This window comes from Janthinobacterium goodfellowi (genome assembly GCF_051380695.1).
GTDB lineage: Bacteria > Pseudomonadota > Gammaproteobacteria > Burkholderiales > Burkholderiaceae_D > Janthinobacterium.
This window is the reverse complement of record NZ_JBNYXN010000002.1, coordinates 283,297-304,264: the sequence shown is the minus strand read 5'-3', so window position 1 is coordinate 304,264 and position 20,968 is coordinate 283,297. Positions and strand designations below refer to the sequence as shown.

General features: G+C 68.6%; 10 protein-coding genes. 3 read left to right on the top strand and 7 right to left on the bottom strand.

The window, feature by feature from the left end; translation table 11 throughout:
- Window positions 1–44: 44 nt before the first annotated feature.
- The 5 genes from ACQ4WQ_RS09415 to ACQ4WQ_RS09395 all read right to left on the bottom strand — a co-directional run bounded on the left by ACQ4WQ_RS09415 (window position 45) and on the right by ACQ4WQ_RS09395 (window position 15,838).
- Window positions 45–761, bottom strand: a complete 717-nt coding sequence (locus ACQ4WQ_RS09415; RefSeq protein ID WP_436496456.1) for an RNA polymerase sigma factor — start codon at window positions 759–761, stop codon at window positions 45–47.
- The gene (locus ACQ4WQ_RS09410) at window positions 758–13,387 is read right to left on the bottom strand and encodes a filamentous hemagglutinin family protein (protein WP_436496454.1); all 12,630 of its coding nucleotides are present in this window, start codon (window positions 13,385–13,387) and stop codon (window positions 758–760) included. Before ACQ4WQ_RS09410 ends, ACQ4WQ_RS09415 begins: the two co-directional genes overlap by 4 nt.
- 155 nt (window positions 13,388–13,542) lie before the next feature.
- Window positions 13,543–14,517, bottom strand: a complete 975-nt coding sequence (locus tag ACQ4WQ_RS09405) for a FecR family protein (RefSeq protein WP_436496452.1) — start codon at window positions 14,515–14,517, stop codon at window positions 13,543–13,545.
- Window positions 14,518–14,525: 8 nt separating this feature from the next.
- A complete protein-coding gene (locus ACQ4WQ_RS09400) occupies window positions 14,526–15,101 on the bottom strand; it encodes an RNA polymerase sigma factor (protein WP_436496450.1) in 576 nt (191 codons plus the stop codon).
- Window positions 15,098–15,838: a hypothetical protein gene (locus ACQ4WQ_RS09395; RefSeq protein WP_436496448.1), complete on the bottom strand. Its 741-nt coding sequence runs from the start codon at window positions 15,836–15,838 to the stop codon at window positions 15,098–15,100. Before ACQ4WQ_RS09395 ends, ACQ4WQ_RS09400 begins: the two co-directional genes overlap by 4 nt.
- A 209-nt stretch (window positions 15,839–16,047) precedes the next feature.
- On the opposite strand from ACQ4WQ_RS09395, the gene ACQ4WQ_RS09390 reads away from it, so the two are divergent.
- From ACQ4WQ_RS09390 to ACQ4WQ_RS09380, 3 genes are read left to right on the top strand one after another with little or no spacing between them, the layout of a single operon-like run.
- On the top strand, window positions 16,048–17,064 hold the full coding sequence (locus ACQ4WQ_RS09390; RefSeq protein WP_436496446.1) for a M14 family zinc carboxypeptidase: 1,017 nt from the start codon (window positions 16,048–16,050) through the stop codon (window positions 17,062–17,064).
- Complete coding sequence (locus ACQ4WQ_RS09385) at window positions 17,061–17,864, top strand: alpha/beta fold hydrolase (RefSeq protein WP_436496444.1); 804 nt, start codon at window positions 17,061–17,063, stop codon at window positions 17,862–17,864. The genes ACQ4WQ_RS09390 and ACQ4WQ_RS09385 overlap by 4 nt, the downstream gene beginning before the upstream one ends.
- Window positions 17,855–18,898, top strand: a complete 1,044-nt coding sequence (locus tag ACQ4WQ_RS09380; protein WP_436496442.1) for a serine hydrolase domain-containing protein — start codon at window positions 17,855–17,857, stop codon at window positions 18,896–18,898. Before ACQ4WQ_RS09385 ends, ACQ4WQ_RS09380 begins: the two co-directional genes overlap by 10 nt.
- A 3-nt stretch (window positions 18,899–18,901) precedes the next feature.
- Here the strand turns inward: ACQ4WQ_RS09380 and ACQ4WQ_RS09375 are convergent, their stop codons facing one another.
- Window positions 18,902–20,032 carry a YbfB/YjiJ family MFS transporter gene (locus tag ACQ4WQ_RS09375; protein ID WP_436496440.1) on the bottom strand — a complete coding sequence of 377 codons (1,131 nt, stop codon included), beginning with the start codon at window positions 20,030–20,032 and terminating at the stop codon, window positions 18,902–18,904.
- A complete protein-coding gene (locus ACQ4WQ_RS09370) occupies window positions 20,029–20,904 on the bottom strand; it encodes a LysR substrate-binding domain-containing protein (RefSeq protein WP_436497381.1) in 876 nt (291 codons plus the stop codon). The genes ACQ4WQ_RS09375 and ACQ4WQ_RS09370 overlap by 4 nt, the downstream gene beginning before the upstream one ends.
- Between the last annotated feature and the right edge of the window lie 64 nt (window positions 20,905–20,968).

Below are 20,968 nucleotides of genomic sequence, written 5' to 3'. Positions count from 1 at the left end.
GTTACGCGTCTGTACGCGAACGAACGCAGAACCCCGCTTGGCGCCTATCCTTTGCGCAAGCGCAAACCGCGCCGGGGCGTGCCGACGCCGCCCTGCGCCGCGTAGCCCGTGTGGCGGGCGCAATGGTCGAGCGCCTGGCGCAAGGCCGTATCGACGTTGCGCAGCGACATATCGTGCCGCTCGGCCACTTCCTGGCGGGTCAGCTCGTCCACGCGCAGCGCTTCGAGCACTTGCCGGTGGCGCCGCGGCAGCAAGTCGACGGCTTGCGCCAGCCGGCGCACGTCGGCCTGCAGTTCGGCCAGGCGTTCAGGCCCGGCCGCCGTATCGGCGAGGAAATCGACGAGGCCGCCAGCGCCATCCCCATCGCCCTCGTCCGCATACAGCCAGGCGCGGTTGCGCCGCAGGCTGTCCATGGCCGCGTTGCACGCCACGCGAAACACATAGGCGACGGGGCTGTGCGCCAGCGCCGCGCCTTCCCCGGCCGTCAGCGCGCCCAGGCGCAGCCAGGCGTCGTGCAGGCTGTCGCTGGCCAGCTCGGCGCAGCCCAGGTGGCGCGTCAGGCGCCGGTGCAGGGCCGCGTAATTGTTTTCCAACACAGCCTGCAGCCGGGCGCCCTGCCATGGCGCCGACGTTGGCACGGGCGCCATATCGTTGGCCGCCTGCATGCGGGGCCGGATGGCGGGCCGGTACCAGGCCATGCCTGCCTGCCGCATGGCACCTGCCATGCGCAAGGGCAAGGCGCCAGCCATGCCGGCCATCATGGCGACAACCTGCTGCGCTCTTGCGCCGTCAGCTGGCGCATGGCCGATTCCGGCAACGTCCCCAGTCCCAGCACGCGCACGGCGCTGCGCGGGTTGTAGTCGGCCGCCTCGATGCGCGCGCCGTCCTGCGGCGCCGCTTGCGCGCTGTCGGGCGGCGCCTCGCTGCCAAAGCCCAGCACGCGCACCGTGAACACGGATGGCTGCGCGGAACGGGTGGCGGCGCGCTCGCGCTGCACCACGTCCTGCGCCGCCGCCGTGGCCTGGGAAGCGGCCGCGCTGGCGTTCGTCATGGCCGCCACGTTGACGGACGCCACCGTCGGCATGCCCTTGGATTCGCCCTTGACCTGGATGTTGGCCGCGTTCACCACCGTCAGCGCGGCCAGGTTGACGTTGCCCGAGACGCGGATGCCCGCCTCGCCCGCGTCGATGGTGCCCAGCGGCGCCAGCAGGTCCACGTCGCCGGCCGGCACTTCCGCGATCGGCGCCAGGGTGGCGATGCCGGCGCCCGTGCTGGGCACGTCCGACGACAGGGTCACGTTGCCCCAGTTGTCATACACGCGCTTGGGCGGCGTGTAGACGATGGTCGACTTCGAACCGCGCCCCGCGTTGATGTCGCCTTCCGACGACCAGCCCAGGATGTCGCCGCCAAACGTCGTCATGATGCGGCTCTGGCCCAGCAGGATGCTGCCGTGCGAAAACAGGTCGATATTGCCGCCGCCCTTGGTGATGACGCCCGACGTCGACGGCGGCGCCTCGCCTTCGATGCCCAGCACCTGCTTGCCGCCCGGCGTCAGCAGCTCGATATCGCCGCCGAAATTCGTGTGCACGTAGCCGCTGCGGGGAACGATGCGGTCATAGTTCAGCGAAAGCGGATTGTAGGCGGCATACGTGCCGCGGTACATGACGATATCGCCCGCATACGACATCGCCTTCCCGCTGGCGTCCGTGGCCGGCGCCAGGCCCGCGATGGCGTTGCGGCTGCGCAAGAAGCTGCCATAACGCGAGCTTTCCGCATCGTTGTACTCGCGCCCGCCCGCCTTCAGTTCCGCGAAATACACGGTGCGGGCGAACACGCGCTGCTGCGGCTCGGGCAAGGCCAGGTAGAAAGCCAGCACCTCGGCCGCCGTGCCCTTGAAGCCGTAGCGCTCACCGAGCCAGGTTGCCAATTCGCTGTCGTACGCTTTCACCACCTTGCCCGCCTGGTCCGCCAGCGGCACGCCCTTCTGCGCCACGTTCGCGGGGTCCAGATACGGCTTGACGAAGCGCAGGTAATCGAGGCCGGCCGCTCCCACGCCTGCCTGCATGGCGATGCCGGCGCCCGGACGCTTGTCTCCCGTCACGACGGGACCGAGGCTGACGACGCTGCCCTTGTCCTGCATCAAGATGTTGCGGCCCGCGCTGATGTCCAGCGTGCCGGGACCGGCCACGTTGAAGGAGCTGCCCAGGATATCGCGCCCGGCCGAGACCACCGATACGTCATATGCATTATTGTGCACGAAAAGGTTGCTGAGAATCCTGAAGCGCATCTCGCCGACGGCAGTGCCATCCACGGCTTCCAGCTGCGCCGTGCCGCTGCTGACGATATCGCGTCCCGCCTTCATCCACACGGCTTGCCCCCCCTCGTACCAGGTGATGCCCGCATGCGCGGCATCGGTAAACTCGATGATGCGGCCGCTATTCACGCCCACCAGGTCGCCCGTGGCGGCATAGATGCGGGCGGCCTGCGTACCGCTGTTCGCAGGGCCGGCCGAGGAATTCGGTCCGAAGGCAAACAGCGGGAAGTTCCATTTCGTTGCTGGCGCCCCCTTGCTTGAGATATTGGCAGCCAGGGGATCGGTCACGTAAGTCCTGATATCCCAGCCCGTAAAGCCAGGCTTGAACGGCGTGGCGATGCTGTCGGCGGCAGCACCGGACTGGCTGACGGCATAGCCGCCCGCATAGATGGAATCGCCGGCGAGCCACTGCAGCTGCGCATTGGGCGATGGCGCCAGCACCAGCGGATCCGCATAACTGGTGGCGGCATTCGCGTCGACAATTGCTTTACCGTAATACAAGCTGCCATGCGGCGCCGCGGCCCGCACGATGGACGGGTAGACGATGGCCAGGTCGGTGGCCGTGCCAAGCGACCCGCTCAGCGGAGTCATGTTGCCGCCGGCAGAGAACAGGTCGAGCGCCGTGCGCGGCGTCCACAGGCTGAACCAGCTGTAGCCGTAGCCCTGCTCTCCGGACGGGCCGGTGAACGGCGTGGCATTGGGCAGGGACACGCGGCCGGGGTCGGCCACATCCTGCAGCGCCTGGTCGCCCAGGGTCGCCACGCTGAAGGTGGCGTCGCCGGGTACCAGGATCATGCCGCCCCGCGGCGTGGCGCGCGTGGCCGTGAAGGCATCATAGGCCCGCGTTTCCAGCGGTACGTGCTGCGTAGGCTGCGAACCGTACTGCAGCGCCAGGCTACCCAGCTGTGCGGCCGACGTTTCCGCGTGGCCCCGCAAGTCGACCAGCGCGCCATTCAGATAGCCTCCGCCGGGCATGCTGGCGGGATTGAGCGCACCGCCCACGACCAGGTCGAGGTCGCCGCCGCCCGTCAGCAGCAGGCTGCCGTCGGCCTGCACGCGGCCCGTGCTGCCCACGGCCAGCAGCAAGCCCTGCGAACGGGGATTGATGTTGGCGTTATAGGAACTGCCCGTCAGCAGCGTCTGCACGCCCGCATCACCCGCCACTTCGGCGCGCACATTGCCGCCGCCCAGGGTACCGAAGCCCGTAAAGCCCAGCACGGTGTCGGCCAGGGTATCGCGGCGCATATAGCTGCCGAAGTTGATCCACCACGCCGTCGGCTGGGCCGGGCCGCCCGTGGCCACGCCGCCGCTGCCCTGTCGCCACAGCCAGTTGCCCACCGGCACCGAATCGGCCAGGCCATCCTTGCTGACGGGACGCTCGTTGCTGGCGCTCGAGGCGTTGAGCAACGAGCCGCTCAAGTTACCCGCCACCTTCAGCAGCAGATTGCCGCCCTGGTCCGGATACCATGCCCGGTAGATGCTGTCGGTGCCGCCATCGACCAGGCGTTCATGCGCGCCGTCGGGGTTGCCCAGCACCGTACCGTTCGCATTGCGCGAGCGCGGCAGGTTGTACGGATCGCCGGCCGCCGTCGGCGAAGACGACATGCCCGCCGTGTACACGCCATACAGGCTGTCCATGCGCAGGTCGCCGCCGCTGACGAGGTCCAGGTCGCCCGTGCCCGTGCGCAGCACGCTGTGGCGCAGGCTGCTCGCCTTGTAGTCGAACGTGGGGTTCGGCGTACCGCACCAGGTGGGATTCTCCTCGCAAATGGTGGGCCAGCCCAGCGCCACCGGATCGAGCAGGTCGCCCTCCTTGGTTTTGGGGTCGGCAAACTCTTCCGCGCCTTCTTTGGTCCACACGTAGGACACCCTCAGATCGCACCAGCTGGGGGTGTCGGCGCAGAACGTCGCAATCGTGGTGCCGTTCTGATTGAGAAATTCCTCGGAAATCGGTTCGCCCGCCACGATGCCTTCGATGCCCTGCTCTCCCGCTTCCTTGCTCCAGTACTGCACGCCCTTCGGCGGGACCAAGATGCCGTACATGCCGTAATGGCTGTCGGCCAGGCGCAGGGTGCCGTGCGCGGGATGCGCCTGCACGGCGCGCGTGTCGGCCCCGTCCAGGTCGGCGCCGGCCACCAGGCGCATGCCCCACGCTTGCGAGCCTTCGGCCAGCATGGGCGCGATGGCCCACAGCTTGCCCTGGCTGCCCGCCACTTCCGGACGCAGCTCGATGGCCGCCACGCCGGGCAACAGCTTGACGTCGGTGCCGGACGGGATCAACGAGCCTACGGCCAGCGCCAGCTTGCCATCGAGTACAAAGACCGAACGTTCACCGACCACGCCGGGCAGCGGCACGCCCTTGGGCCAGGTCATGGCGCTCACTTTCACCGCTTGCCTGAGCACACTGCCGGCGTCCAGACGCATGCCGGCGGTGAAGGTCTGCTCCGTGGCCAGCAAGGTGCCGGCCGCGTGGACGATATTGCCGGCGCTGTCGCGCACGGCGGCCGCCAGCACCGTGCCAGCCGGCACGATCATGGCCTGGTCCAGGGTCACGGCCACGGGCAGGCGCGTATTGGCCATCAAATTGAAACCCTTGATGGGCAGGTCATAATTGAGCGCGATTCCGCCCGGGAACAGCGTGCCATCGGCCACGGTCACGCCCTTGCCCGGCACGATAACGTCGCTGCCATTGATGTCGCGCCCCGGCAGCAGGCGCCAGCCGTTCTCGTCCTTGGTGGCGGGCGGCGGCGCGAAGCCGTCGTTGATGCTGCCGTAGATATTCAAATCGCCGCCGGCGCGCAGCAGCAGGCTGCCCACCTCGCCCGAGCCGCGCACGGTCGTGCGCTGGAAGCGGGGATTGAGGCTCGCGTAGCGCATGCCCGACAGGTCCAGGTCGCCCTGCACCACCAGGTCACCGTCCGCCGTCTTGCTGACGATATCGACGCCGGGACGCACATGCAGCGCATCGGCATACGCGGCCGTGGCCAGGCCCGCCAGTTTGCCGTTGCGCAAGTTCGTATTGGCCAGCGCCGCATCGATGAAACCCGTGCTGTCCCCGTGCTTGCTGTCAAGATACGCCTGGTTGATCACCTGGTAGGGGCGGCCGCTGGCCGACAGGTCTTGCACCGGCTGTCCATTGGCGCCCGGCGCCAATGCGTAGGCCGCGTCGTCGTAGCGCTGCATGGCGTTGACGGCGATGGATTTCGCGCCGCGGATGGTCAAGCCGCCGCCGGCTGCAATGGCGATGTCGCCAAAGGTGGCGGCGTCAATATCCGTGCGCGCGCCGCCGCTACCCAGGCGCGGCGCGCTCAATTCCACCGTGCCGCGTGCGGCGCCGTCATATTCGCCCTTGCCCTTGCCGGCCACGGCCGCCGTGCCGTGGCGCACGTCGATCTGCGCGCCGCCGGCCAGGTTCAATACGCCCTCGCCCGCATTCAGTTCCACCATGGCCCGGTTCGGGCTGTCGATGATCTTGCCATAGCTGTCGACGCGCAGGACGGTGCCATGCGCGTCGAGCACGGCGTTGCCGGCCAACGTCAATCCATGCTTGCCGGCCAGGCGGATGCTACCCACGCGCTCGCCGCTGGCGTCGATCACGCCAGCCACCGTCAGGCGGCCATTGTCAAGCGATACCTGCACTTCGCCCGCCTTGACCTCATTGCCTATCGTCAAGTCGCCCCGTTTCAGCTGGAAGCTGCGCGCGCCCGTCACGCCGCCTTCCGTCAGGCGCTGGTTGAGCGACGCGAACTGGCTGTCCAGGGTGCCACCGGCGCCCAGGGTCTGCGCGCGCACGTCCACGCTGCCCTTCTTGTACGGCACCATGGTGCCGCCCGCGTCGTAGCTGCCGCTGGCGCCGCCCAATATCTTGCCCTGCAAGTCCACCATGCCGGCTGCGCCGTCGAGCGCCACGGCCTTCAGGCTGCCGGCGCGGTTGTGCTCGGCCGACAGATCGATCACGGCGCCCGCCCCCTGGCGGATGTCGCCGGCGCGGCTGTCCAGGGTCACGTCGCCGCCCCAGCTGTATTTATCCACGTCGAAGAAGGTGCTCTTGCGGCCCGCCAGGTCGAGGCGGGCGCCGTCCGCCACGCTGATGTCATGCTGCGCGCTGACGGTGAGCTTGCCGCTCGGCAGCACCACGGCCGTGGCCACGCTGACACTGTCACCCTTCAAGCTCAGCTGAGCACCAAGCCCATCGTTGTTCTTGACGGGCGCGGCCGGCGCCACGCCGGCCGGCGCCGCCACCGTCAGCGCGCCGCCCGCCGTGTAGCTGTGCGTGGAACCGGCCTCGCCCGTCAGCAGCGACGTGATGATGTTCAGCTTGCCGCCGCTGTACTGGTAGCCCTTGCCCGTCTCGTAGCCGTCCTGCGCCTGGTAGACGGACAGGCTGCCCTTGTGGTTGGCCGTGACCTGGCCCGACGCTCTCAGGTTGACGTTGCCAAAACCCAGCGCCAGGCGGTCGAACGAGGCGACGCCGGCCGGCTGCGTGAACGGGCCGAAACCGAAATCGATGCGCTCCGCCTCCAGGTTCAGGGTGCCGCTGCCCGTTCCGGCGCCGTGCGTGATCACATTGCCGACCGGCGACAGGGCGCCGCCCCAGATCAGGTTGGCCGTGCGGATGGTGGCCACGGCATCGGCGCCGCCCTGGCCGTACATGGCCGGCGTGGTCAGCACCAGGCGCTCCAGCGTGGATTTCCCCGTGCTCTTGTCGTAAGTGTCGAGCACCACGTCGCCATAGAAATTGACGCTGTCGGCCGCGCTCAGCATCAACGCCTGCAGGGCCGGCGCACCCGTGCTGGTGTCGCCGCGCAGCAGGCGTTCCAGCACGCCCTGGTTCATGGCCAGGCCGCTGGAACGCGTGCCGCTGGCCTGGGCCGCCGCCAGCGCCTCGCTGCTGCCCATGTTGATGGCGCCCACCGCCAGGCTCAGGTTGCGCGTGCCATAGCGGGCCGAGTTATCGAGCTCGAAACTGCCGTTCGTCGACATCAGCAAGGTGCCTTCCGAGTACAGGCTGGCCGTGCCGGCGCAGGCGTCGCCGCACACGCCGATGCTGATGCCGCCCCGCGCCGAACCGCCGACCGGGGCCACATTCATCAAGCCGTTCGAGGCGGCCAGCATGTGGATGCCCTCGTTGCTCTGGTAGATAAAACCGTCGCTGGAGTCGTATGCGGCCTTGCCGCGTCCCACCGTGTTGATACCCGCGCCGGGCGCGACATCGATCAGGCCGGCGGTCCACTGAATATTCCAGGGATCACGCGCCAGCAGCAGCACTTCCGGCGCCGCCAGGATGGCGCCGCGGCGCAGGTAGATATTATGTGCCTGCGCCGTGCCAAAACTGATGTAGTTGCCACCCTGTCCGTAATTGATGATGGGCGTGGAACCGATGACGATGCGCGCCGCGCCGATCGCGTTCAGGCTGCGGGCATGCAGCGTGACGCCGCCAAAACCCGGCGTGGCGGGTGCGCCGTCGGCGATGATTTCAAGATCCTCGGGGCCGCCCGCGATCACCGACACGGTACCGCCGAAGCCGCCCGTGGCCGCGCCGAACTTGCCCGTGCCCTCGAACTGGAAGGAGTCGATGCCGGCGCCGGGCGCCAGCTGCAGCTTGAACGTCTTCGCATCGGCCGGCAGCAGCGGGCGGGGAATGCCCCGCGTTTGCGCGTCGGCCAGGGCAAACGCCGTATAGCCCATTTCGTTGTACTGCGAATACGTGCGCAAGACCTTGGCCGGCGTGAGTATCAACTGGCTGGCCAGCGGCGCGCGGATATCCGTGCCCGCGATCGACAGTGTGCCGGGCGCGGCCCAGGAACCGTTGCGCAGCGGCTGCGCCGGGGCGCCGCCGCTCGCCTGCCCCGCCAGGCCGTTCAATTCCACGCGGAAGGCGCCCGGCAACAGGGCGTAGGTCGATGGCATCAAAGTATAGGTGCCGGCGGGCAAGCCCGGCACGCCGCTGCCTATCGTCACCTGCCGGCCCACGGCCGGGTCGGAAGCGGCCTGGTCGCCGCCCACGGGCGCCTGCGGCGCCTGCACGCCCGGCACGATGGCGTACACGGGATTCGTCGCCAGGCCCGGCAGGACAAACCCGCCGTTCGCCCCCACCTGCACCAGCGGATGGTAGCGCGCATCGGTGGAGCCGCCGCGGCCCGCGACGAAACCGGCACCCGTCAATTCGCCGCCGCCCGACAAGTCCAGCAGCGCGCCCGGCTTGACAGCCACGGCCACACTGGCGATATCGACGCCGATGCGCATGGTGCCGTTGACGCTGCTGCCGCCGACGCCGAGAAACTCCGTCTTCTTGCCGTCGACGTTCCAGTTCTGGCCATCGGCCGTGCCGCCATACGGCATGACCATGCCGGCGGCGCTGACGGAGGTGATACTGCCAGGCAAGAAATTGATACTCAGGCTATTCTCGTCCGCGCGCAGGCTGAGGCCCAGGTTAAGCAGTCCCAGCGGCGCGCGCACGATGCCGCCCTGCTCGATATGGGCGGCGCCCAGCTGCAGCATGCCAAAGGCCGAGTACGGCACGGCGGGAATGCTGTCCGTGCTGCGCGCAATGGTCAGGCTGCGCTCGGGGTCGTAGACGATATTGCCGTTTTTTATATCCATGCCCACGCGCACGGCGGCGCCAGCGCCCGTGGCCGGATACATCTGGGCCACCTTGAGGGTCATGTCGCCCGGCGAAGACAGCACCGTCGACGGCTGGTTGCCATCCCAGCCCAGCGGCGACAGCAGGAAGCGCAGGTCGCCGCGGCTGGTCAGGCGCACGTCGTTGGCCTCGACTTCGACGATGCCGCGCACGTCGATCAGGTCGCCCGCTATGCTGATCTGGCTGGCGACGGGCGACTTCCCTGCGCTGCCGGGCGTCGTATAGAAATCGCGGCCGGCCGGCTTGATGCTGGCCAGGCGCACATACGGCGCCGCCACGCTGACCTTCGCGTCGGGCGAACTGCCGGGCGACAGCACGGGCGCGCCGTACAGCTGGAAGCTTTGCCGCATCGTCAGCGACACGTCGCCATCGAAGCTGGCGGCGCCCAGCAGGGCCAGGTTGCCGAAACCGCCCGCGTCCACCTGCTCCACGGAAAAACGGCCATGGCCGTACTGCAGCGCCTGCGCCCCGTCCCTGGCTGTCACATTGTCAGCCAGATCGCTGGCCGTCTGGCGCTGCGTCAGCCGCAGCTGGCGGCCCTGCAGCACCTTGGGCGTGGCCAGCACTTTCAGGTATTCGGGCGTGCCCGTGGCCACGGACAGGGTGCCGCCCGCAGCGCCCGCGCCGCCTGCCCTGGCCCGCAGCTGGCCATCGAGGTACAGGCCATTGTTCGACGCCAGCGCGATGCTGCCGCCCGCGCTGGCCAAGTCGATCGCGTCGCCATTGACGTCGAGCACGGCGTGCGCGCCGGACGCATCGAGCACGGCGCCGTCGCGCACGACGACGAACAAGCTGGCCGCCGACGTGCTGCCCTGCGCATGGTCGATCTCGCCGCCGACGACGATGCTGCCGCCATCGACCACCTTGCCGTAGCGCCGGCCCTGCGCATCCGTGGCGCTGACGGCGCGCGATGCCACGTCGAGCACGGCGTTCTCGCCGATCCAGATGGAGCGGCCATGGCCGGCCGCCTCCACTGCCTCGGACACGGGCTTGTCGACGCCCACGCCGCCCAGGCTGATCTTGCCGCCCCACGCATTCAGGCGCCCGTCCACCGTCAGCTGGCCCACGCTGGACAGCTTGATGGACTGGCCCGCATCGACGCTGACCACGGCATTCTTGCCCACCAGCAATTCGGCGCTGGCCATGTCGGCCGCGCCGGACTGGAAATCGCCCACCTGCAGGGCCAGGCTGGCGCCCTTGCGCTGCGTCAAGGTGCCCTTCAGCGGATTTTCCGTGACCTGTTCCGGCATCCAAAGGGCCAGTTTCTCGTTGTCCACCACGCGCAGCACGGGCATGCGCACATCCGCCTGCGCGCCGTCCGCCACCATCACGCCCTGCTTGCCGACCAGGCTGTAGCTGGAGAAACCCTGCTCAAAAAAGTCGCCGCCCAAGTGCAGGGTGCCGGTCTCGGTTTTTTCAGTTTTGCCGATCAAAATCTTGTTTGCCTGTAATTCCATCTTGCCGCCGCCTTGCACGCCATGGCCGCGCACGTGCGCGCCTTCGCCCAGCGCCAAGTCGGCCTTGGCCCCATAGCTGGCCAGGGTCACGTTGCCGCCCTTGCCGCCCTGCTGTTTCGCCTGCGACAGGATGGCCGCGCCCGAGCCGGCGTCGATCAGGCTGCCGCTGCCGATGCGCACGTCGCCGTTCGCCCGCAGCGACACATTGCCGCCATTGATATAGGGCAGACCGGCGGCAGCCAGCGGATCGCGCAGCACGTTACTGAGCAGTCCGCTGGTATCGAGGCTCACGCCATCGGCCAGCAGCAGCTTGCCCGCTGGCCCGCCCGGATTGACGACGGTGTCCAACATGCCCAGCGCGCCGACCTGGTTCAGCACATTGCCGGCCAGGATGCTGCCGCCATGGCTGCGCAGGCTGGCGTTGATGGCCACGTCATTGCCGTACAGGGTGATGTTGCCGCCGTCGGCCACCTGCAGCGCGCTGTCGACGGTGATCGCGCCTTTCGCGGCGAGGCGGATGGCGCCCAGATGTTGCTGATTCAGCATGCCCGTGTCGAGCAGCAGCTTGCCCTGGCGCCCGGGCGCCAGCACGCCTGTCACGTCGAGGCCGGCGGCGATGCCGTCCTGCACGCGCGTCAGGCGCACCTCGTCCATGACGGCCGACAGCGCATGCTGCAGCACGCCCGTGCGCTTGTCGAACATCGGCTGGTACTGGCCGACGATCAGCTGCCCCCGCTGCGCGGCGGCGAACTGCGACTGCTGGTAGCCGTCGAGCAGCGCCTGCGGCGCCTGGGTCTGGCGCTCGCCCTGGAAGACATCGCCCGCGATGCCCCCTTCCAGCACGGCCGAACCGGTGGCGACCACCAGCTTGCCGGCGTCGCGGCCCACCGTGTAGCCGTTTTCCAGGCGCTGTTGCGCGGCGATCAATGGATTGGCGTAGAACCCGCTGGCATCCTTGCCCCAGCGCGCATGTTCTTCCTCATAACCCTTGTACACGCCCGCGTACGGCAAGTCGGCCGGCGCGCTGCCCGCCTCATACAGCTTGCCGTCCAAGCCTTTCAGCCAGGTCTGGCGCACCGCGCCCGTCTGCACGTCCAGGGTGCCGCCCGACAGGTTGATGGCGGAGCCAAGCTGCGTGACGACATCCTTGCCGCCGAAGCTGACGGTGCCGCCCTGCGCCATCCACTCGCTGACGGAATGGCCCTGCGTGCCCAGGTAGCCGGCCACTTCCAGCAAGCCGCCTGCCGTGTACCAGCGGTCGCTGTCGTAGCCGTTCGTGCCCTTCGGTACAAACACCAGCTTGCGGCGGTCGACCCAGATACTGCTGTTGAGCAAGGCCTTGCCGTCGCGGTTGACGGGCGCGTCGCGCTGCTCGTTGCCCTGCACGTTGATCTCGACATTGTTCGCCTCCATGGCCACCTTCACGCCCACGGCGCCGGAGACGTCGAGCTGGGCGCCGTCGCGCAGCAGGCTGCGGCTGGCTGCGTTGACGGCGATCTGGCCGCCTGTGGCCAGGGTCAGCGAGTCGCCCATGAATTCCACCGTGCCGGCGCTGCCGATCTCGATGCGCGACTGGTCGCGGCGGTCGTTGACGGCAACGATGTTTTCCGTGGACGTCGCGGCCGGGCCGCGCATGGCGTCGCGCTGGCTGTCGAGCGCCGTCGTCTTGCCGTCATCCTCGATGACGATAGCCGTGGTGGCGCCCCGTCCCACGGTGACGGCCGCGTCGCTGCCCAGGGCGTTGAGGTGTATCGTGCCGCGCGTGGCCGCCGTGGTGGAGGCCAGCACGACGCCTTCCTGGCGCACGTCGCGCCCGGCCAGGGTGACGTCGCCTTCGCGCGCCTGGATCAGCCCCGTGTTGACGACCTTGCCCGCCGTGCTGCCGGCCCCGAACTGCGGCGTGACTTCGCTGCCGCGCGTGGTCGACAGCGGGTTGCCATCCGTGCCCACGCCTTTTTTAATCGTAAAACTGTCGCCGGCGGCCAGCAGGGCCTGGCCCTTGGGCGCGGCGATCTCGCCCCCGTTGTGCACTTCCTTGCCCAGCAGCATCACGTAACCGCCGCCTTCCGTGCTGCCCTTGGGCAGGTTGCTGGCCAGGCGCGCGCCCGCCTGCACCTGCACCTTGCCGCCCGCATCGGTGAACGTCGTGGCGCCGGCCGTGCCGGGGCTGTAGATGCCGTCCTTCTGGAATTGCGCGTCGCCGATGCGGGCTGCGGCCGCCACCAGGCTGCGCGTGTCGACCTGGCTCGTGCCGGTAAACACGATGCCGTTGCGGTTGACCAGCAATACTGTGCCGTCGGCCTTGATCTGGCCCTGGACCTGGCTGGGACGCGCTTGCGGATCGTTGACCCGGTTCAGCACGGCCCAATCCTTTTGCTGCTGGAACGTCAATGTCGTGTCCTTGCCCACGTTAAACGTTTCCCAGTTCAGGATCGCCTTGTCCGCCGTCTGCTGCACCACCACGGCCGTCTTGCCGTTCGCCACCGTCTGCACGGGCGCCTGGGCATTAAGCCAGCCGGCCGTCAGGCTGTTGGTGTCGACCTGCAAGCCGCCCTGCGCCAGGCCGTTCGGCGCGCTGGCGCCGCCGGCGGCACTCTGGCGCGCCTGCGCCTGGGCCGACTGCTGCGCGGCGATGGCGCGCGCGGCCAGGTTCAGGTTGTTGAGCGAGCGTTGCAACTGCTGATTGGCCTGCTGTTGCTGGCCCTCGGGCCGGCTGCCCAACGGCAGCGGCTGGCCATTCGGCAGGCGGCCCGAGGTGGCAGCCGTATTCTGCGCCGCACCCTTGGCCGCGAACCAGCCGCCGCTGAACGCCTGCTGCGCGCGCGCCGGCGTGCTGAAGGCGCCCGCCATCAGCATGGTCGTCAGTGCATAAGCTAGCGGCGTGAGCCGCAGGCGGCTGCCCAGCGTGGAAGTACGCTGCGCGCCCGTGTCAACGGTTGGGACTGGGCGCTGGGCAGTGTGAAGCTTGGTCATGGCAATGGTTTCCTGGCTAGAGAGAAGGGAACGGAGCCTGGCGTTAGCGCAAGCGTCCATGCCTCCATGACGTAGCTGGGCGGCGGAAGGGATAATGTTTTTTGAAAAATATTTTTAAATATTTTCAAATAAGCCCGCCCAAGGAAAACCGGGAATCAGCTGAGCAAGACAATACCGCCTGGCAAGCTGGTCATTTGCGCGCCATACAGGTCGCGTATCATCGCCAGCGCGCCGTCCATCTGGCGGATGGAAAAGCGCATGCGCACGAGGCGGCGACCCAGTTCGGGATTGCGCAGCAGCACGCGGCCGGGCCGGTAGCGGTTGATTTCATCGACCACTTGGGACAGCGGCTGGCCGGCAAACGACAACGCGCCCGTGCGCCAGGCGCTCGCTTCGCCCTTTGGTGCGGCCGTGGCGGCCTGCACGCCCCGCTCGTCGTACACCAGTTGCTGTCCTGCATCAAGGGTCTGGCGCCGCTGTTGCCAGACCACCTCCACGGCGCCCGCCAGGCAAGTCACGCAGACGGCATCGTCCGTGTGGCGCACATTGAAGCGGGCCGACTGCGCCAATAAACGCCCCGCGCCCGCCACCACCGACACGGGCTGGCGCGCGCCGCTGGCAAGGATTTCCGCTTCGCCGCCCAGCAGTTCGATCGCTTCCGGCGCCCGCACATTGATTCGCGTCTGCGTATTCATCTGCACCGTCATCTGTTGCGACAGGGCCACTTGCCGCTGCTCGCCCGTGCCCGTGCGGTAGTCGGCGCTGAGCTCCTGCAGCGATGGCCAGGCGCCCAGCGGCGGGCGCAGGGCCAGCGCAGCCACGCCGGCCGCCAGCGCGCCGCCGAGAAAAGCACGCCGTCCGGGACGAAGGGGAAACGCCAGCACGTTTTCCCGCTGCGGCGCGGCGGCGGCGCGGGTCAAGGCGGGATCGAGCGCCTGCCACACCTGCCGGAGTTCACGCCAGGCGCGCGCATGCGCGGGGCTGCGCGCGCACCAGGCGCGCAAGGCGTCGGCATCGGCCTGCGTGAAATCGTCGGCACGCAGGCGTGCCCACCAGGCAGCGGCTTCCCGGCCGATGGCAGTGTCGTCATGTTCAACAAGGTCGCGTGGTTCGCGGTCGGAAGCGGTCATGGGATTCATCAATATTTACGGCGGCCCGACACATCGCTGCGCTGGGCCGCATCGGCGTCGGCCATGCACGTTTTACAGTGTTGCATGGCGGCCTGCAATTCTTTCTTGACCATCGCCACGGAAATGCCGAAGCGCTCGGCGATCTCCGCATTGAGCATGCCATCGATGCGCGCCGCCGTCAGGATGGCCCGGCGGCGCGGCGACAGGCCCGCCAGCGCCGCGTCGAGCGCCTGCACGTCGAGCCGCGCCGAGACGATGCGCGCCGGGTCGCTGATGTCGTCGCCCGTCTCGTCGGCCATGTGCATCAGCTCCTCGCGCTCACGCTCGGTGACGATGATACGGTCGCGGCGGTAGGCATCGGTGGCGATATTGGCCGCCATGCGCAGCAGGTAGGCGTCGGGATTGTGGACGGGCGCGGCGGCCGGGCCTGGCGCCACCATCGCTTCGAGGCGCAGCCAGGTTTCCTGTAGCGCATCGGCCGCATGGTGCTTGCAGCCGACCACCCTTTCGAGTCGCCAGCGCAGCACGGCGTAGCGGGAGCTGAGGTGGCGTTTCAGCCTGGTGCGCAGGTCGGGCTGGCTCATGGCGCGGCGCTTCCTTGCGCGCCAGCGGCGCAATCGACTTCGCTGCCCGGGCCTTGCGGCAGCAGCAGGATGGAAACGGGCTGCGGCATCGACGGCAGCGGCGCGGCCCCCACGCGCATGCCCAGCACCACGCGCGCAATCGCCGTGTCGCGCGCGCGCAAGCCCGTGCTGTCGAGCAGGTGTACGCGGTCCACGACGCCGGCGCGGTTCAGATACAGCTGCAGCGCCAGGCGGTAGCCGCCGGGGCGCGTCTGCGCGGCGCGGCACAGCAATCTCAGCAGCACGTGCTGCAGCTGGCCCACATAGGCCGCATGGTCGCCGCCGCCCTGCGTGGCGCCGGGGATGTCGGCGGCGGCCAGAATGGCGACCGGCGGCACATCCGCTGCAATTGCCGCGGCACCGGCCGGGGCATACACGATGACGGCTTGCGCGTCGGACAGGCGCGATTGCAGTCCCGTGCCCTCCAGCAAGACTTGCAGGGCCGCTCCCGCCGCATAGGGGCCGCGCACGGCGGCCGACTGGCGCTGCGCGTAACGCTGGTCGATCAGCACGGCGATGCCCGTGCGGCGGCTGTATATATCCAGCGCGTCGCCGAGGTTTTGCGCGGCGATATCGAACTGCAAGACGGCGCCGTCGGCCGGTTGCGCCCGCACGGGCCCCACCGCGGCCAGGAAACCCAGCAGTACCAGGCATCCGGCCAGCGCAAGCACATGGACTGATGCCGGGCTGCCTGTCATATCGCTCTCTTGTCGCTATCGTGTGAGGAGTGAAACAGGACGCAGGATGGTGTTTCAAATTAATAATCCTTGCGTCAACGGCAACAGGCTACACAGCAAACATGACGGCTTCGTGACATGCTTATCACCAATAAATTTCGCCATGCGGGACGTCGGGCGCGGCAATGATTTCGGCTACACTGGCTGCTACTTTCCCTTTCAGACGCCTGATGATCGAAAAGAATCTGCCCGAGCTGGTCATGCTGAAGCGCCTCATCGACGAGGGCGGCAGCCACCTGGAAGTGGCCGCGCCCTGCAGCATCGCCATGGATGGGCGCGAATTTCCCGTGTATTCGATCGCCATGGGCAATCCCGGCCCCGACGTGCCCGTGCTGGGCTTTTTCGGCGGCATCCACGGCCTCGAACGCATCGGCACGCAAGTGCTGCTGTCTTTCCTGGAAAGCCTGATCGCGCGCCTGCGCTGGGATGCCACCCTGCACCAGCAGCTGGAAACCATGCGCCTCGTGTTCATGCCGCTGGTCAATCCGGGCGGCATGTGGCAAGCGACGCGCTGCAACCCGCAGGGCGTGGACCTGATGCGCAATGCGCCGCTGAGCGCACGCGAGAAAGTGCCGTTCATGCTGGGCGGACAGCGCTACAGCCCCCGCCTGCCCTGGTACCGGGGCGCGGCGGACGGGCCGATGGAGCGGGAAAGCGCCGCCGTGTGCGACTTCGTCGAACGCGAATTGCTGTCGCGCCAGTTCAGCATCGCCCTCGATTGCCACTCCGGCTTCGGCTTGCGCGACCGCATCTGGTTTCCCCACGCCCACACCAAGGTGCCTATCGAACACCTGGCCGAGATCGGCGCGCTGGAAGAACTGTTCAGCCAGAGCTACCCCAACCACAACTATGTGTTCGAACCGCAAAGCCGGCAATACCGCACGCATGGCGACCTGTGGGATTATCTGTATTTGAACGGCACCAGCTACACGGGCCGCGTGTTTCTGCCGCTGACGCTGGAAATGGGTTCGTGGCGCTGGGTCAAGAAAAACCCGCGCCAGCTGTTCAACCGGGTCAGCATCTTCAACCCCACGGCCGCGCACCGCCTGCAGCGCGTGCTGCGCCGGCACCTGGTCTGGTTCGATTTCCTCATGCGCGCCGCCAGCAGCCACGGCCGCTGGATGCCGGAAGGCTTGCTGCGCAAGGCGCAGCGCCGGCGCGCCCTGGCGCAATGGTACGAATCATGACGCCGCCCACCTGGATTTTATTGCGCGGCCTGATGCGCGAACAGCGCCACTGGGGCACCTTCCCCGCCACCCTGGCGCGCGCCCTGCCCGGCGCCCGCATCGTCACGCCCGACCTGCCCGGCAACGGCACGCGCCACGCGCAGGACAGCGCCACCCGCGTGGCCGCCATGGTGGAAAGCTGCCGCCAGGACTTGCTGGCGCGCGGCATCCCCGCCCCGTACCATCTGCTGGCCCTGTCGCTGGGCGGCATGGTGGCCGTCGAATGGGCGCACCGCTACCCGCAGGAAATCGCCCGCTGCGTGCTCATCAATACCAGCATGCGGCCGTTCAGTCCGTTTTACCGGCGCCTGCGCTGGCAAAACTACGGCGCCCTGCTGCGCCAGTTGCTGGTCGGCGATGCACGCAGCCAGGAAGCGCTGATCCTGCGCCTGACCAGCCGCAGGCACGCCCATGGCAACCCCGCGCTGCTGGCCGATTGGCTCAGCTACCAGCAGCAATACCCGGTCAGCCGCCGCAATGCGCTGCGCCAGCTGCTGTCGGCCGCCCGTTACCGCGCGCCCGCCAGCCGTCCGGCCATGCCCGTGCTGGTGATGGCCGGCGCGCAAGATCAATTGGTCGACCACCGCTGCTCGCAGCGCCTGGCGCGCGCCTGGCAAGCCGACTGTTTGATCCACGGCGAGGCCGGGCACGACTTGCCGCTCGATGAGGGCGAATGGCTGGCGCAGTCGGTGGCGCGCTGGCTGGGAGTGGCAGCGGCAGACGATAACAAGATAAACACAGCACAATCAATATGCAGATAAGCAACCATACGGAGCAACTGACAGCGCTGGCGGAGGCCGGCGTGCACGAACACATTTTCCCGGGCGCGGCCTGGGCCGTGGGCACCGTCGACGACGGCGTGGCGGGCGCGGCCGGGCGGCTCACGCCCGATTCCGCCAGTGCCGCGATGCAAGTCGACACCCTGTTCGACATCGCGTCGCTGACCAAGATCGTCAGCGTCTGGTCGCTGACGGGCCGGCTGCTGAAGCAGGAACGCCTGGGCCTGGACACGCTGCTGGCCGACGTGCTGCCCGGCACGCACGGCTACGCGCTGGCGCCCGTCACGATTTTCCAGCTGCTCACGCATACGGCCGGCCTGCCGCTGCGCGCCCGCCTGCGCGCCAGCTATGGCGAGGTGTACGACGATATCGTGCGCGGCGTGCTGCGCGAGCCGCTCGAAGGCATACCAGGCCAGGCTGTCGACTACACGGACCGCGCGGCCCTGATCCTCGGCCTGGTCATCGAGCGGCTGCTGGGCATGCCGTTGGACCAGGCCCTGGAACAGCATGTGCTGCGGCCGCTGGGCATGGACGCCACGCGCTTTGGCCCGCTGCCGGCTGCGCATGGCAAGCTGGTCGCGCCGACCGAGTATTGCGAGCAGGCGGGCGCCCATCTTGCCGGCGTGACGCATGATTTTTCGACCCGGCTGCTGGGCGGCGTGTGCGGCATTTCCGGGCTGTTTTCCAACGTGCCGGACCTGCGGCGCTTCCTGCAGGCGATGCTGGCGCCGGACCGGCATGGCGAGGTGTTCGATGCCGGCTGGGTGCGTGATTCGCTGACGGTGCAGACGGGTTCCTTGAACCCGTCGCGCGGCCTGTTCTGGCACCCGGCGGCGGGCACGGAGCCAAACGATGACGTCTGGTGCCACCAGGGTTTCACGGGCACGGCCCTGTGGATCAGCCCCCGGCGCGGCCGCTATGCGGTGCTGCTGACGAACAAGTTGTATTACACGCGCGATTCCGCCCGGGTCAACGCGCTGCGGCACGCTTTCATACGCCGCGCCTTCGATCTCTGAGTGTTACAGGCGCAGGCTCGCAACGATGGCCAGCAGCAGCGCGCCGGCTGCCGCCAATAGCGCGCTATTAAAACTGTGCGACTGCGCATACAGGCTGCCGGCCACCACGGGGCCGACGATCTGGCCCACGCCATACACCAGCGTCATGATGGCCGTCATGTTGGTCCCCGCCTTGACGGCGACCCGCTGCGCGGCCGGCATGGCGATCGTCACCGTGCCGACAAACGTGCCGCCGACGAGGATGGCGCTGAGCAGGTAACCGGCGGCCGAGGGCGCCAGCACGGGCAAAGCCACGCCCAGCGCCTGCAGCAGCAGGTTCAGCCTGAGCGCCTGGCGCGTGCCCAGGCGCTCGTGCAGCCGGTGCCACAGGAAACACGACGGCGCCGCGCCGAGGCCGAAGACGGCCCACACGTGGGCGGAGTTCAGCCCGGGCAAGGCCGCACCGACCAGCACGGGCAAGTAGGTGGCCGTGACGATGTAGCCGAGCCCCGCCAAGCCGTAGATCAGCACCAGCGGCCACGGCGCCACGGACGCCAGCGCGGATACGGCAGGTTTCTCCATCTCATCCAGGCTCGCTTTGCCACTCACGGCAATCGCTGGCGCGGCCGCCAGTCCCGCCAGCACGGCGACCCCGGCCAGCAGCAGCCACATGCCCGCGCTGTGCCAACCCAGCTGCGATGCCAGCACCAGCAATTCGGCCGACACGGCGATGCCGACGCCCACGCCCGCGTACAGCAGCGGCGCGCCGCGCGCCTGCCGGCGCTGTTCCAGCAGCCACAAGGAGGCGGCCACCATGGCCAGCGCGCTGAAGACGCCCGCCGCGCCGCGCACCGCCACGATGGTCCAGACGGGCATGGGCACAGCCAGCACGCCCAGGCACAGCGCCGTGCCGGCCGCCGACCACAGGCACAGCCGGTGCGCGCTGCGGACCCGCGCGCGCATGGCCAGGATGGCGCCCAGCAGATAACCGGCATAGTTGGCCGAGGCGGCCAGGCTGCCTTCGCGCAAGCTCAAGACGCCTTCCTCGACCATGTGCGGGTAGATGGCCGTGAAGGCGAAGCGGCCGAAGCCCATGCCGATGGCAAGGATCGCCGCCGCGGCGATGGCCGCGCGCAGCCTGGCCGCCCCGCTCACGGCGCCGCCTCGCCCAGTTGCGCCAGCAAATGCTGAAAGGCGGGCACGTCGAAGCCCGCGCGCCACACCAGCACCGTGTCGGCTTGCCCAACCGACAGTGTTTTCAGGGTGGCCGGCGCGTCCGACAGCGCCAGCACGCTGGCCGGCAGCACGGTCACGCAGGCGCCGGCCGCCACGCAGGCGATCATGGTGTGATACGAACTCAGCTCCTGCACCCGCCACTGCGTGCTGCCGGCCACGCCCAGCAGCTCTTCGGCGATGCCGCGGTAGGTGCAGCCCTGCGGAAAGGCCGCCAGCGAGCGCGTGCGCACATCCTCGGCGCGGCGCGTCTGCCCTTCGCTGGCCGGCAACAGCAGACACAGTTCCTCGCACCACACGGCCGTCGATGCCAGGCCCAGCTCCGCCAAGGCGGCGGCGCCGCCGAACGCTGGCGGCAAGGCGACAAAAGCGCAGTCAAGCAGACCCGTGCGCACCTGCTCGATCAGAGGGCGCGACGGCCCCGTGCTCAGCGCCAGGCGCGTGTCCGGATGGCGGGCGTGATACGCGGCCAGCAGCGCCGGCAGGCGGCTGGCCGCCGTGCTTTCCATGCTGCCGACGCGCAAGGTGCCGCCGTCGCGCCCGCCCGTGACGACATGCCTGGCCTCTTCCGCCAGCGCCAGCAAACGCTGCGCATACTCGAGAAAGCGTTCGCCCGCCGCCGTCAGGGCCATGCGTTTATTGGTGCGCACGAACAGTTCCGCGCCGATATCGGCTTCCAGCTGCTGGATGCGCGTGGTGACGCTGGACGCCGCGCGGCCCAGCCTGGCTGCGGCCTGGGTGACGCTCAGCTCGCTGGCCACGGCACAGAAAATCGTCAGGGATTCCATGTCCATCATGTTCTCGATTTAAGAATTATTATGCTATTATATTCTTCAAATAAGAATATTGCGCAACATC

Bases quoted from the DNA above. Each gene is read 5' to 3' on its own strand.
- ACQ4WQ_RS09415 (WP_436496456.1), bottom strand. From the start codon at position 761: ATGATGGCCGGCATGGCTGGCGCCTTGCCCTTGCGCATGGCAGGTGCC.
- ACQ4WQ_RS09410 (WP_436496454.1), bottom strand. From the start codon at position 13,387: ATGACCAAGCTTCACACTGCCCAGCGCCCAGTCCCAACCGTTGACACG.
- ACQ4WQ_RS09405 (WP_436496452.1), bottom strand. From the start codon at position 14,517: ATGACCGCTTCCGACCGCGAACCACGCGACCTTGTTGAACATGACGAC.
- ACQ4WQ_RS09400 (WP_436496450.1), bottom strand. From the start codon at position 15,101: ATGAGCCAGCCCGACCTGCGCACCAGGCTGAAACGCCACCTCAGCTCC.
- ACQ4WQ_RS09395 (WP_436496448.1), bottom strand. From the start codon at position 15,838: ATGACAGGCAGCCCGGCATCAGTCCATGTGCTTGCGCTGGCCGGATGC.
- ACQ4WQ_RS09390 (WP_436496446.1), top strand. From the start codon at position 16,048: ATGATCGAAAAGAATCTGCCCGAGCTGGTCATGCTGAAGCGCCTCATC.
- ACQ4WQ_RS09385 (WP_436496444.1), top strand. From the start codon at position 17,061: ATGACGCCGCCCACCTGGATTTTATTGCGCGGCCTGATGCGCGAACAG.
- ACQ4WQ_RS09380 (WP_436496442.1), top strand. From the start codon at position 17,855: ATGCAGATAAGCAACCATACGGAGCAACTGACAGCGCTGGCGGAGGCC.
- ACQ4WQ_RS09370 (WP_436497381.1), bottom strand. From the start codon at position 20,904: ATGGACATGGAATCCCTGACGATTTTCTGTGCCGTGGCCAGCGAGCTG.